General features: G+C 73.0%; 11 protein-coding genes. 6 read left to right on the plus strand and 5 right to left on the minus strand.

Translation table 11 applies throughout. The features are described 5' to 3' along the window. Window positions 1–321 precede the first annotated feature (321 nt). Entirely contained in the window at window positions 322–2271 is a 1950-nt protein-coding gene (locus tag ACIRPH_RS23635; protein ID WP_402917917.1) for a glycosyl hydrolase family 18 protein, read from the plus strand. Window positions 2272–2444: 173 nt separating this feature from the next. On the opposite strand, the gene meaB is transcribed toward ACIRPH_RS23635, so the two are convergent. Together meaB and ACIRPH_RS23645 are read right to left on the minus strand one after the other, a co-directional pair. Continuing rightward, window positions 2445–3392, minus strand: a complete 948-nt coding sequence (meaB, locus tag ACIRPH_RS23640; protein WP_402917920.1) for a methylmalonyl Co-A mutase-associated GTPase MeaB — start codon at window positions 3390–3392, stop codon at window positions 2445–2447. A gap of 252 nt (window positions 3393–3644) precedes the next feature. Then, complete coding sequence (locus ACIRPH_RS23645) at window positions 3645–4832, minus strand: acetyl-CoA C-acetyltransferase (RefSeq protein WP_402917923.1); 1188 nt, start codon at window positions 4830–4832, stop codon at window positions 3645–3647. An 86-nt stretch (window positions 4833–4918) separates the two neighbouring features. Here ACIRPH_RS23645 and mce point away from each other — a divergent pair, with 86 nt between their 5' ends. Together mce and ACIRPH_RS23655 are read left to right on the plus strand one after the other, a co-directional pair. Then, window positions 4919–5377 carry a methylmalonyl-CoA epimerase gene (gene mce, locus ACIRPH_RS23650; RefSeq protein ID WP_402917926.1) on the plus strand — a complete coding sequence of 153 codons (459 nt, stop codon included), beginning with the start codon at window positions 4919–4921 and terminating at the stop codon, window positions 5375–5377. A gap of 423 nt (window positions 5378–5800) precedes the next feature. Continuing rightward, entirely contained in the window at window positions 5801–7084 is a 1284-nt protein-coding gene (locus tag ACIRPH_RS23655) for a DivIVA domain-containing protein (RefSeq protein WP_402917929.1), read from the plus strand. 295 nt (window positions 7085–7379) lie between these two features. Here the strand turns inward: ACIRPH_RS23655 and ACIRPH_RS23660 are convergent, their stop codons facing one another. The 3 genes from ACIRPH_RS23660 to ACIRPH_RS23670 all read right to left on the minus strand — a co-directional run bounded on the left by ACIRPH_RS23660 (window position 7380) and on the right by ACIRPH_RS23670 (window position 9850). After that, window positions 7380–8120: an alpha/beta hydrolase gene (locus tag ACIRPH_RS23660; RefSeq protein WP_402917932.1), complete on the minus strand. Its 741-nt coding sequence runs from the start codon at window positions 8118–8120 to the stop codon at window positions 7380–7382. Window positions 8121–8223: 103 nt separating this feature from the next. Further along, the gene (locus ACIRPH_RS23665; RefSeq protein WP_267946323.1) at window positions 8224–8553 is read right to left on the minus strand and encodes an ATP/GTP-binding protein; all 330 of its coding nucleotides are present in this window, start codon (window positions 8551–8553) and stop codon (window positions 8224–8226) included. A gap of 82 nt (window positions 8554–8635) precedes the next feature. Further along, entirely contained in the window at window positions 8636–9850 is a 1215-nt protein-coding gene (locus tag ACIRPH_RS23670) for a 3-hydroxybutyryl-CoA dehydrogenase (protein ID WP_402917934.1), read from the minus strand. Between the two features lie 244 nt (window positions 9851–10094). Between ACIRPH_RS23670 and nucS the strand changes: the two genes are divergently transcribed. From nucS to ACIRPH_RS23685, 3 genes are all read left to right on the plus strand, one after another. Then, on the plus strand, window positions 10095–10772 hold the full coding sequence (gene nucS, locus ACIRPH_RS23675) for an endonuclease NucS (protein ID WP_402917937.1): 678 nt from the start codon (window positions 10095–10097) through the stop codon (window positions 10770–10772). Between the two features lie 306 nt (window positions 10773–11078). Next, the gene (locus ACIRPH_RS23680) at window positions 11079–11768 is read left to right on the plus strand and encodes a DUF1707 domain-containing protein (protein ID WP_402917940.1); all 690 of its coding nucleotides are present in this window, start codon (window positions 11079–11081) and stop codon (window positions 11766–11768) included. Between the two features lie 345 nt (window positions 11769–12113). After that, window positions 12114–13541 (plus strand): M28 family peptidase, encoded by a 1428-nt coding sequence (locus ACIRPH_RS23685; protein WP_402918591.1) that lies wholly within the window; start codon window positions 12114–12116, stop codon window positions 13539–13541. Window positions 13542–13664 lie beyond the last annotated feature (123 nt).

Here is a 13664-nt window from a genome sequence, read left to right on the forward strand (position 1 = left end):
CCGCCGGCCGGGCCGCCGGCGCGGCGGTGGGGCTGCTGGTGGAGCGGGGGGGGGCGGCGGCGGCGGCGCGGCGGGGGCGCGGGGTCGCCCCCCCCCCCCCCCCCCCCCCCCCCACTCCTCCCCCTCCCCTCCTCCACCCCCAGCGGGAGGCCCCGCCATGCCCCTGCCACGCACGCGCCACCGCTCACGCGCACCCCCGCCCCGGTCCCTGTCAGCTCCGATCACCGCACTCCCTGGGCGCACACCCCCGGCCGCGCGCCGCCCGAGACACTCCCACGGCGAACGGCACCCCCCACACCGCTCACGCTCCAGGAGCAATCAGTGAGAGCACGACGACTCAGGAACCGCCTCGCGGCACTCGTGGCCGCCGTCATCGCCGTCCCCCTCGCCCTGTCCGCCACCCCCGCCGCCGCGAACACGGCCGGCGTCACGGTCACCTACGTGGAGACCAGCCGCTGGGAGACCGGCTACGGCGGACAGATCACCATCTCCAACACGTCCGGCACCCGCCTGACCGACTGGTCCGTCGAGTTCGGGCTCCCCTCCGGCACCGCCATCACGTCCCTGTGGAACGCCACCCTGACCCGGTCCGGCGGGACCCACACCCTCACCCCGCCCTCCTGGGGCGCCGACGTCCCGGCCGGCGGCAGCTACTCCATCGGGTTCAACGGCACCCACAGCGGCGGCGACACCGCCCCCGTGAACTGCCTGATCAACGGCAACAGCTGCTCGGGCGAGCCCGGCGCGCCCGACACCGAGCCGCCCACCGCCCCGACGGGTCTGACCGTCACCGGCACCACCTCCACCACCGTGACCCTGGGCTGGCAGGCGGCGGCGGACAACGTCGCCGTCACGGGATACGAGGTCCTCTCCGGCGGACAGGTCGTCCGTGCCGTCACGACCGAGTCCGCGACCGTCACCGGGCTGACGCCCGCGACACAGCACTCGTTCACGGTGCGCGCCTACGACAGCTCCAACAACCGGGGGCCGGAGACCGCGGCCGTGACGGCCACCACCGACGCCGGGGGCGGACCCACCGATCCTCCCCAGGAGCGCCGCGTCGCCTACTTCACCCAGTGGGGGATCTACGACCGGGGCTACCTCGTCCGGAACCTGGAGACCTCGGGCACCGCGGACAAGCTGACCCACATCAACTACGCCTTCGGCAACGTCAACGCCAACGGTGAGTGCTTCATGGCCAACCAGCTGGGCCAGGGCGACGCCTGGGCCGACTACGGCCGCTCCTTCACCGCCGACCAGAGCGTCGACGGCGTGGCCGACACCTGGAACCAGTCCCTGCGCGGCAACTTCAACCAGCTCCGCAAGCTCAAGGAGCGCAACCCCAACCTCAAGGTCCACATCTCCCTCGGCGGTTGGACCTGGTCCCAGCACTTCTCCGACGCCGTCCGGACCCCCGCGTCCCGCGAGCGCATGGTCTCGTCCTGCATCGACCAGTTCCTGCGCGGCAACCTGCCGCTCTTCGACGGCGCGGGCGGCCCCGGCGCGGCCCAGGGCGTCTTCGACGGCATCGACCTCGACTGGGAGTGGCCCGGATCCGCCGGGCACGAGCACAACACGGTGCGCCCGGAGGACAAGCAGAACTTCACCGCCCTCGTCTCCGAGTTCCGCACCCAGCTGGACGCCCTCACCGCCGAGACCGGCCGTCCCTACGAGCTGACCTCCTTCATGCCGGCCGACCCCAGGAAGATCGACCTCGGCTTCGAGATGCAGCCGCTCATGGCCGACTTCGACTTCATCACCGTCCAGGGGTACGACTACCACGGCGCCTGGGAGAACACCGCCAACCACCAGTCGAACCTCGTGGCCGACGCCGCCGACCCCGGCCCCGACGTCTACTCCACGCAGACCACGGTCCAGGCGTACATCGACCGCGGCGTCAACCCGGCCGACATGGTCCTCGGCGTCCCCTTCTACGGCCGGGGATGGACCGGGGTCGCGCCCGGGCCGAACGGCGACGGGCTCTTCCAGTCCGCCACCGGACCCGCGCCGGGCCGCTACGAGCAGGGCATCCAGGACTGGAAGCTCCTGAAGAACCTGACCGGCTACCAGCTGCACCGCGACAACGCGGCCGGAACGGCCTGGCTCTACAACGGCTCCACCTTCTGGAACTACGACGACGAGATCTCCATGGCCCAGAAGACCGACTGGGCCCAGGCCAACGGCCTCGGCGGAGTGATGATCTGGTCCGTCGACGGCGACGACGCGAACGGCAGCCTCATGAACGCCATCGACACAGCGCTGGCCGGCTGACCCCGGCCCGCACCGGACCCGACAGGGCCCGCCCCCCGGCCGGGACCGGGCGGGGCCGTCGCGGACAGGCGTCCGCGACGGCCCCGTCGCCCTCCCCGGGGAAGCTCCCCGCCGACACCGCCGCCCGCCCGCGACGACGCCGCGCGGCGGGGCGGGCGTCCGCCGCGCACGCCCTACGCCCCGAGCTCCTCCAGCAGCACCCCGGCCGCGGCGTACGGGTCGCTGCGGCCCTCGGCCACCTCCCGGGCGAGCGCGTCCAGGCCGGTCTCCTCCCCGAGGCCGCCCAGACGGGAGCGCAGACGCTCCAGCACGATCGCCTGGACCTCGTCCCTCGCCCGGGCCCGGCGGCGCACGGCCAGCCCGCCGGTCGCCTCCAGGTGGGCGAAGTGCTCCTCCACCCGCTCCCACAGCTCGGCGACGCCCTCGTCCTCCGCCGCGACGGTCATGACGATCGGCGGCTTCCACTCGTCGTCGGCGCGGTCCTTCATGGCGACCATCTGGCGCAGCTCGCGCAGGGTCGCCCTCGCCCCGTCCCGGTCCGCCTTGTTCACGGCGAACACGTCGGCCACCTCCAGCACACCGGCCTTCGCCGCCTGCACCGCGTCCCCCATGCCGGGCGCGGACAGCACCACGGTCGTGTCGGCCCGGCCCGCGATCTCCACCTCGGCCTGGCCCACGCCCACCGTCTCGACCAGGATCACGTCGAACCCGGCGGCGTCCAGCACCCGCAGCGCGTGGGGGGTGGCCCAGGACAGCCCGCCCAGGTGGCCCCTGTTGGCCATGGAGCGGATGTAGACCCCCGGGTCGGTGGCGTGCTCCTGCATCCGCACGCGGTCGCCGAGCAGGGCGCCCCCCGTGAACGGGGACGAGGGGTCCACCGCCAGGACGGCCACGGTCAGGCCCTTGGCCCGCACGGCGCGCACGACGGCGTTCGTGGTCGTGGACTTGCCCACGCCCGGCGACCCGGTGAACCCGACCACCCTCGCGCGCCCGGTGCCGGGGGCCAGGCCCGCCATGATCGCGCTCAGTTCCTCGGCGCCGTTCTCGACGAGGGTGATCGCGCGGGCCAGTGCCCGGCGGTCGCCCTTCCGGACCCGTTCGACCAGTTGGGGGGCGTACATGGGACTCCTAGGTGTCGGCAGGAGCAGGACGGGGCGAGGGCTCGTGGCCCCCGCCCCGCCGCTGTCGGGTGCGTCGCGCGCTCCGGGGCTCCCCGGGCGCGGGTGTGTCTTCACAACAGTGTCTTCGGACGCGCCGCCCCCGCCGGGCTCGCCACGCGGGCGGCCGGGGGTCGCCCGGGACCGCGCGCGGACCGGGGAGGCGGGCGCAGGTCCCGGCCCCTGTGGCGCACGGGGCGCACGGGGCCGGGCTCGCTACTCGGCGGGAACCGTGAACAGCAGGGCGTCGCCCTGGCCGCCGCCCCCGCACAGGGCCGCGGCGCCGAAGCCGCCTCCGCGGCGGCGCAGCTCGTTGACCAGGTGCAGGGCGATGCGGGCTCCGGAGGCGCCGATCGGGTGGCCGATCGCGATCGCGCCGCCGTTCACGTTGACGATGTCCTCGGAGACGCCCAGGTCCCTGATGGACTGCAGGCCCACCGCGGCGAACGCCTCGTTGATCTCGATCAGGTCCAGCTCCTCCACGGACCTCCCGGCCTTGGCCAGCGCGTGCCGGATCGCGTTGGACGGCTGGGAGTGCAGCGAGTTGTCCGGGCCGGCGACGTTCCCGTGCGCGCCGATCTCGGCGAGGACCGGGACGCCCAGCTCCTCCGCCCTGGCCCGGCTCATCACGACCACCGCGGCGGCGCCGTCGGAGATCTGGGACGACGAGCCCGCCGTGATGGTGCCCTCGCTGTCGAAGGCCGGGCGCAGCCTGCCCAGGCCCTCCGCCGTGGTGCCGGGCCGCACGCCCTCGTCGGCGCTGAACACGACCGGGTCGCCCTTGCGCTGCGGGATCTCCACGGGGACGATCTCCGCGTCGAAGTACCCCGCCTCCGCCGCGGCGGCGGCCCGCTGGTGCGAGCGGGCCGAGAACTCGTCCTGCTCGCGGCGGCCGATGCCGAGCTTGGCGTTGTGCCGCTCCGTGGAGGCGCCCATGGAGTCGCCCTCGAAGGCGTCGGTCAGGCCGTCGTGCGCGGTCGCGTCCAGGACCTCGATCGACCCGTACTTGTAGCCCTTGCGGGACTTGGGGAGCAGGTGCGGGGCGTTGGTCATGGACTCCATGCCCCCGGCCACCACCACGTCGAACTCGCCCGCGGAGATGAGCTGGTCCGCGAGGGCGATCGCGTCGAGGCCCGACAGGCAGACCTTGTTGATCGTCACCGACGGCACGCTCATGGGGATGCCCGCGTTGACGGCGGCCTGGCGCGACGGGATCTGCCCGGCGCCGGCCTGGAGCACCTGTCCCATGACCACGTATCCGACCTGTTCGCCGCTGATGCCCGCGCGTTCGAGGGCGGCCTTGACGGCGAAGCCGCCGAGCTCGGCGGCGGAGAACCCGGCGAGGGAGCCGAGGAGTCTGCCGGTGGGGGTACGCGCCCCACCGACGATGACGGAACCGGGCATCGTAACTGGCCTCCAAGTGATGGGTGACGCACCTGGTCTGCAACGATACCCACACCGCCGTACTCGACCCTCGGGAGGTTCACGACATGGGAGAAGCACCCGGCCCGGCCAGCGCGTTCCCCGGCCTCACCCGCCTCGACCACGTGGGGATCGCGTGCCGCGACCTCGACGCGTCCATCGCGTTCTACCGGCAGACCTACGGCTTCGAGGTGGAGCACGAGGAGGTGAACGAGGAACAGGGCGTCCGCGAGGCCATGCTCCGGATCAACGGCACGGACGACGGGGGCGCCACGTATCTGCAACTGCTCGAGCCCACCCGTGACGACTCCCCGGTCGCGAAGTTCCTGGAACGCCACGGGGAGGGCGTCCACCACATCGCCTTCGGCACGTCCGACGTCGCGCGGAGCGCCGAGGGGGTCGGCGCACGCGGGGTGCGCGTGCTGAACCCCGAGCCACGTGCCGGGACGGCCGGGTCCAGGATCGTCTTCCTCCACCCGAAGGACAACGGGGGCGTGCTCACGGAGCTGGTGCAAACCGCGCACTGATGCGGACGCGGTTCCGAAACGACGTCACAAGGGCGTTCCGGACACATCACATCTTGAGTTCCAGCCGCACGGCTGACCTCAGACCCCGGCGGAAGTTACACGAAACCCTCTTCCCAGGGGTTCCACGCTTGATAAAGTCGGCTAGCTGCCGGATTTGTTTTCCGGAGCTGGTCCATGTCTTGCAGTCCGGTGATCGAGCCGGGTCGGCCGTCACACCGTGCCGCCGTGTCGTGATGGCATGGCGCACGCGGACGACATCGGAGGCGGTCAGGGACTGCCGGGCCCGCCGCACCGGTCCACCGCCCCCCGGTTCGCGCACCCCTTCCGGACGCGCCCGTCCGCCGGGGACGGCGCCACCGCCCCCATGTCGTCCCCGGTCCTTTTGCAAGTTAGCCGTCTCGCACCCGTTCAGGATTCCGCCACATGCCGTCAAACAACATTGACACCCAGCTCAACAACATCTTCGACGAAGACAACACCCCGCCCGAATTCGACGTGGTGCTGCGTGGCTATGACCGCACCCAGGTGACGGACTACCTGGACGGCCTGCGCAACGAGGTCAAGCAGAACAGCAAGCAGATCGAGAAGTTCAAGGCCGAGCTCACCTCCAAGAACCGCCAGCTCCAGGAGCGGGAGCGCCCCTCCTACTCCGGCCTGGGCTCGCGGATCGAGGAGCTGCTGCGCCTCGCGGAGGAGCAGGCCAACGAGCTGGTCCAGAGCGCGCAGATCGACGCCAACGACATCCGCTCGGCCGCCAAGATCGAGGCCGCCGAGATGCGCGCCGCCGCGGAGTCCGAGGCCACCGAGGTCCGGACCCTCGCCCAGCGCGAGGCCGACGAGCAGCGCCAGACCGCCGAGGCCGAGGCCGAGGAGATCAGCACCACGGCCCGCCGCGAGGCCGACGAGCTGGCCTCCACCACCGAGCGCGAGGTCCAGAAGAAGCGCTCCGCGGTCGACCACGAGATCGCCGAGAAGCGCGCCACCTTCGAGGGCGAGATCGCCAAGCTGCGCACGACCACCGAGCGCGAGTGCGCCCAGGCCCGTGCCGCCGCCAAGCGCGAGCGCGACGAAACCATCCAGTCGGCCAAGAGCCAGGCCGAGGAGCTGCGCAAGAACGCCGAGCGCGCGTACGCCGAGTCCGAGGCCCGCCGCACCGAGACCGAGGACCAGTTCGAGCTCCAGCTGGCCGACCGCCGCGCCGAGGCCGAGCGCCAGGACGCCGAGCGCCTGGCCGCCGCCCAGGCCGCCACCCAGAAGATGGTCAACGAGGCGGAGGAGCGGGCCTCCAGCGCCGAGCAGCGCGCCACCAAGGCGAGCCAGCAGGCGGAGCAGACCCGCCGCGACGCCGAGAACCACGCCAAGCAGCTGGTCGGCAACGCCAAGAAGAACGCCTCGCAGATCGAGGCCGAGGCCAAGTCGAAGTCGGAGCACCAGCTCAACGACGCCAAGGCCGAGGCCAACCGGATCATGACGGCCGCCCGCAAGGAGGTCGACGAGCTCAACCGCCAGCGCGACAGCATCCAGTCGCACCTCCAGCAGCTGCGCCAGCTGCTCGGCGGCGGCGCCGCCCCGGCTCCGGCCCCGGTCGCCCCCGCCGCCCCGGCCCCCGCCGCGATCTCCCACCAGGAGCCCGCCGCGGCCGAGGAGACCAAGCAGCCGGCTCACTCCGGCAAGGGCGCCGACGACGAGGACTGGTGGCAGGAGTAGCGCTCAGGCCGCCCCGCGGCCGCAGCGTCCCCGCCCCGGGCTGAGCCGGTGGGCACAGGGAAGGGCCCGTCTCCTCCGGGAGGCGGGCCCTTCGCCGTCGCAGGCCCGCGGCCTGCCCCGCGACCGGCGTCGACGGCACTCGCCGTCCGTCCGGCCGGGCCCGCGCAGGCCGAGGCCGACGTGACCACCGGGGCCGAGGCAACCGCAGGGGTCGATGTGACTCCAGAGGCCCCCGGGGTCGAGAACGCCCCCACGGGGAGACGTACGACTCACTTTCCCACGCGAGGGTCCGCCCCTACGCGAGGGTGCGCACGTCCTTCTCGTAGGGTCCGTCCCACTCGGTCGGCAGCGGGTACGCCTGCGGGTTGACCCTTCTGACGATCTCGTCGAGCACCCGGCGCACGTACGGCTCGCCCACCCACAGGTGCTTGGCCCCGTCCACACCGATCACCTCGGCCTGCGTGAGCGGCTTGAACCGCTCCCTGGCCTCGGCGGGGCGCAGGTAGTCGTCGTGCTCGGGGACCAGTGCCACCACCGGTTTGCCGGTCTCGGCCCACGCCCGCATGTCGGACTCGTCTGCGCGGTGCAGCGGCGGGGACAGCAGGAGGGCGCCCCGCACCTGCGGATCGGCGCCCCACTTGAGGGCCAGCTCGGTGCCGAAGGACCAGCCGAGCAGCCAGGGCTCGGGCAGCCCCTCGAACTCCGTGAACTCGATGGCCGCGAGCACGTCGTGGCGCTCGGTCTCGCCCTCCCCGAACTCGCCCTGGCTGGTGCCGTGGCGCGACGTCGTGCCGCGCGTGTTGAACCGGAGCACCGCGACGTCGGCCAGGGCGGGGAGGCGGAACGACGCCTTGCGCAGGACATGGCTGTCCATCATGCCCTCGGCGGTCGGCAGCGGGTGCAGGCAGACCAGCGTGGCCACGGGGGTCCGGTCCTCGGGCAGTGCCAGCTCACCGACCAGTTCCAGGCCGTCGGCGGTGTGCAGGGTGATGGGTCGTCGCACGGCGGGCAGCACCGTGGTGGCTCGAATCTCCATGGCTCCTCGTCTCCTGGGTGGGTGGGCGCCCGCGCAGCGGGCCTGCCGCTGCGGGCCCGCGGGACGCGGGCCGGGGCGCGCCGGGGCGGGCGCGGGGCCGGGCTCAGCGGCGCGGGGCCCGGGGGGAGCGGTGCGAACGCCGGTCCCAGCAGGAGGAGTGCCAGTGGCGCCGGTCCCCGCCGTCGCCGTAGGGGCGCCAGGCCACCACGTGGGGCATGCCGGACGGGATCTCCTGCGCGCAGCCGGGGCACCGGTAGGCCTTGACGGCGGACGCCCCGGGGATGCGACGTGTGACCCACTCCCCGTCCGGGCCGGCCTCGCGGCGCTGCCCGCCGGTGACGCGCAGCATGAGCGCGTCCTCGTCGGGGACCCCACCGGAGGAGTCACGGCCCCGGGTGGGTTTGCGGCGGGGGGAGTTTCGTCGCGGGCTCACACCGTCAAGGGTAGGAGAGAACCGGCAGTGGCCGCCGTCACACCGGTGCCGGCGGCCACCGCGGGAGCGGGGTGGGAGCGGATCAGCCGTGGCAGGCGCAGCCGCCGCCGTGGCCCTGCCCCTCCTCGGCGTCGGGCAGCTGGTCCATCAGGAGCGGCGCGGGCACCGCGATCGTGGTCAGGCTGTACTCGCCCATCGCCATCAGGGTGGTGACCACGGACTCCGCGCCGCGGTCCGCCAGGAGCTCGGTCGGGCCCTTGGGGTAGCCGCAGCCGAACCTCATCGCGGTGTCGACGTCCTTGGCCGAGGCGTAGCCGTCGCCGATCATGCGCAGGGCGTCGTCGATCTGCGGGGCGATGAGGATCTCCCCGAGGTCGAGGGTCTCCTCGTCCCGGACCATCTCGGCGTAGCGTCCGGCGGGCCGGGGCTCCGGCTCCTCGGAGCGGCCCGCGTGGAAGCCCAGGCCGGACTTGCGGCCCAGCTGTCCCGCGGCGACCATGCGCCGCAGCAGCGGCGAGGCGGTGAAGCGCGGGTCGCGGTTCTCCTCCCACAGGACGTCCATGACGGCGAGGCACACGTCCAGGCCGACCAGGTCGGCGAGGGCGAGCGGCCCCATGGGCAGGTCCGCGGCCTTCTGGGCGGCGGCGTCGATCTCCGCGCGGGTGGCGATCCCCCGCTCGTACAGGCGGATGGCGTCGTTGATGTAGGGCACGAGCAGCGCGTTGGCGACGAACCCGGCACGGTCCCCTACCGCCACGGGCGTCTTGCCGATGCGCTTGGCGACCTCGGTGACCACGTCGACGGTCTCGTCGCTGGTGGACACCGTGGTGACCACCTCGACCAGCTTCATGACCGGCGCCGGGTTGAAGAAGTGCAGACCGACGACCTTCGCGGGCCGTCCGGTGAGCGCGGCGATCTCGGTGACCGACAGGGACGACGTGTTGGTGGCCAGGATCGTCCCGGGCGGACAGATCCTGTCCAGGTCCGAGAAGACGTCCTTCTTGAGCTCCATCCGCTCGGGGACGGCCTCGACGACGAAGTCCGCGTCGGCGAGGTCCTCCCGCGAGGTGGTGAACGTCAGGCGGGCGTCGATCCCGGAGCGTTCCTCCTCGGTGAGTTTGCCCTTGCTGACCGCGCGCGAGAGGGACTTGTCCATGTGACTGCGGCCGCGGTCGACGGCGGCCTGGTCGATCTCGACCCCGATGACGTTGAACCCCGCGCGGGCGAACACCTCTGCGATGCCCGCGCCCATCGCGCCGAGTCCGACGACACCGACCTTGTCAAATTCCTGCACCATACGCCCAAGACTAAAGGGCGGGACCCCGTGGGCGGCGCACGGGATGCCCCCGGAGGGCACTGCGTGCCGCGGGCGGCGCCCCCGCCGCCGGCGCGCACCGGCCGCGTCCGGCCCTCGGGCGCGGGGAGGGAGGAGGGCCCCGTAACCGTCCGGTGCGGCCGCTCCCGGCGGGTCGGCGGACCGCCTCCCGGGGGGAGGGCGGTTCGGGTCCGCCCGCCCGCCGGAGGCGGTAACGTGGCGTTTCGTGCGTCTCGTCATCGCTCGGTGCAGCGTCGACTACGTCGGCCGACTCACCGCACACCTGCCCATGGCTCCCCGGCTGATCCTCATCAAGGCCGACGGGAGCGTGTCCATCCACGCCGACGACCGGGCGTTCAAACCGCTGAACTGGATGAACCCGCCGTGCAAGCTCCGTGAGGAGACCGTCGAGGGCGGGCCGGACCTGTGGACCGTCACCCACGGCAAGTCCGGCGAGAAGCTGGTGCTGACCATCGAGGAGGTCATGCACGACACCTCCCACGAACTCGGCAAGGACCCCGGCCTCCAGAAGGACGGCGTCGAGGCCCACCTCCAGGAACTGCTCGCCGAGCACATCACCACGCTGGGCGAGGGCTACACGCTCATCCGCCGCGAGTTCCCGACGGCGATCGGCCCGGTCGACATCCTGTGCCGCGACGCGGGCAACGCCACGGTGGCCGTCGAGCTGAAGCGCCGGGGCGACATCGACGGCGTCGAGCAGCTCACGCGCTACCTGGAACTGCTCAACCGGGATCCGCAGCTCGCCCCCGTGCGCGGCGTCTTCGCGGCCCAGGAGATCAAGCCCCAGGCCCGCGTCCTGGCCGAGGACCGCGGTATCTCCTGCGTGGTGCTGGACTACGACGCGCTGCGCGGCATCGAGCCCGACGTCCTGCGCCTGTTCTGACCCCTCCCGGCCGCCGCCCGCGGCGCCGGACCCCACGGCTCTCCGAGGCCCCCGGCGACACCCGCCGGGGGCCTCCGCCGTGTCCGCCCCGCCGTCGTCCGACCGGAGGCCCCACGGCGGCCCGGCGGCCGGTACCCCCGGCGGCCCCGGGACGGGGGGGTCGGTCCCATAGGCGGAAGCGATCGGGGTACGCGGCCCCGCCCGGGGTCGCCTCCCGGGCGGCCCGGGGAGGAAGGACGCCGCATCAGGGTCGGCTCAGGGCTCCTCCCGGATGGCACACGCGTGCCGCGGGGAAAGAATCGTCATATGGTGGACCCGATGAACGATGCCAATCCCCCCGAGCACGGTCGGCTGCGCGCTTCCGACGCCGACCGCGACTCCGTCGCGCACCGCCTGCGCGAAGCCCTCGCCGAAGGCCGACTGGACCCTGACGAGCACAGCGAGCGCCTGGACGCGGTCTACCGCGCCAAGACCCTCGGCGAGCTCGTCCCCCTCACGGAGGACCTGCCCGCGGTCGACGGAGGCCCCTCCACGCTGACACCCGTCTCCGGCGACTTCCGCTCGCCCCGCCCGATCTACGGCAGCGGCCGGGTCACCCCCCAGGCGACCCCCACCAGTACCGCCGCCGTGGCCGTGATGGGCGGCTCCGACCGTGCCGGGGCGTGGGTGGTCCCCAAGAACTTCTTCGCGCTCTCCCTCATGGGCGGCGTCGAACTGGACCTGCGCGAGGCGCGGTTCGTCCACCGCGAGACCACGATCTGGACCGGCTGTGTGATGGCCGGGATCGAGATCAAGGTCCCCGACGACATCCAGGTCCGCGTCCACGGGCTGCCGATCATGGGGGGCTTCGGTACCGAGGGCGGCGATCCGCCGAGCGTGGTGGACCCGGACGCGCCGATCGTGCACATCCGCGGCCTCGCGGTCATGGCCGGCGTGGGCGTGGTCTACAAGCGCCGCAAGCACCAGCGCGAGCGCAACCGGGGCGACGAGGACTGACCCGCGTTCCCGGGGCCGGGGCCGGCCGCTGGACGATCGGCCCCGCCGGACCTCCGCTATGGGCACAGTGTGCACCGAACGCGTAAGTTGCGTGGCTGATTGTGGCAATCAGGCTTGTCACTCCTTGCCGGAAACACCGTTCCGGTGACAGGCTGCAGCGAAACTTCACCCAACAGAGGTGTCCACCCCCCACGCCGCGGAGCGGTGGACCCCCCTCACCCCGGAGGAAGACCGTTGCGCCCCACACACCGACGGGCCACGCTCGGCAGAGCGTCCGCCTTGGCATCCCCCTCCTCCCCCCGGACCGGCGGGCGCACCGCCGCAGCGGGCCTCGCCGCCGTCCTCATGGCCTCCGGGGCCCTGGCGTCGGGCCCCGCCCACGCCGAGAGCGAGCCCGACCGCCTCGCCGACCTGGTCACCGCCGGGGCCGTCCGGGAGCACATGGAGAACCTGGACACCATCGCCGAGTACAACGGCGGCAACCGGGCGACGAACACCCCTGGCTACGACGTCGCCGCCCTGTACGTCGAGGACCAGCTCGAACGCGCGGGGTACGAGACGTACCGGCACGAGTACGACTACGAGCTCTGGCGTGAGCAGTCTCCCTCCGTCCTGGCGCAGACCGCGCCGGGCGAGGCCGTCTACGAGGCCGATGTCGACTACGTGCCCATGAGCTACTCCGGTTCCGGCGACGTCACCGCCCCGGCCGTCGCCGTCAACGCGGACAGCACGGCGAGCGGGTGCTCCCCCGACGACTTCGCGGGCTTCCCCGAGGGCGCGGTCGCGATCACCGTGCGGGGCACCTGCCCCTTCTCCGAGAAGGTCCAGAACTCCGCCGACGCGGGCGCCTCCGCCGCCGTCGTGGTGAACAACGAGGACGAGGTCTTCCTCGGCACCATAGAGACCGTCTCCGCCATCCCGGCCGTGGGCGTGTCCGGGCTCACGGGCGCCGACCTGATCGCCGCCGACGGGCTCGAACTCCGGGTGAAGGTGGACGCCACCGTCTCCGCCGAGAGCTCCTACAGCGTCCTCGCCGAGACGGCGGAGGGCCGCGACGACAACGTCGTGGTCGTGGGCGCCCACCTCGACAGCGTCGAGGACGGCCCCGGCATCAACGACAACGGCAGCGGCACGGCGTTCGTGCTGGAGACCGCCATCCGGCTCGCCGAGCAGGCCGACCCGAACAACAAGGTCCGGTTCGCCTTCTGGGGCACCGAGGAGGAGGGCCTGGTCGGGTCGACCGAGTACGTGGCGGACCTGACGGAACAGCAGCTGGACGACGTCGCCCTCTACCTCAACTTCGACATGATCGGCTCGCACAACTACGGCCGGTTCGTCCTCGACGGCGGCATGGAGCTGCCCGACTCCTCGGGCGCCCCCTCCGGGTCCGGGGCGATCGCCAAGGTCTTCGCGGACTACTTCGCCTCGCAGGACCAGGTGAGCGAGCCCGGCGTGCTGAGCGGGCGCAGCGACTACAGGGCCTTCATGGAGTCCGGCATCCCGTCCGGGGGGCTGTTCAGCGGCGCCGACGGCGTCAAGAGCGAGGAGCAGGTCGAGTGGTACGGCGGGACCGCCGGTGAGGCCTTCGACCCGTACTACCACACGGCGGACGACACGATGGAGCACATCGACTGGGACTCGGTGGCGGAGCTGTCGGCCGCCGGCGCCCACGGCGTGGAGTTCTTCGCCGAGAGCACCCTTCCGGTCAACGGTGTGCTGAGGTCCTCCGCGCCGGCCGAGCTGCCGCGCACGGGAGACGCCTGGCTCCGCTAGGCAGAGGGGGCCGGTGCCCGTACGGGCCCCCGCCCCCCGCGCCCCCCCCGGGCGCGCCCCCGGGGGGGGGGGGGGGGGACCCCCCCCGGTGACGCCCCCCCCCCCCCGCCGGGGCGCCCCCCC

The sequence above is a fragment of the Nocardiopsis sp. NPDC101807 genome, from assembly GCF_044766605.1.
Taxonomy (GTDB): Bacteria; Actinomycetota; Actinomycetes; order Streptosporangiales; family Streptosporangiaceae; genus Nocardiopsis; species Nocardiopsis tropica.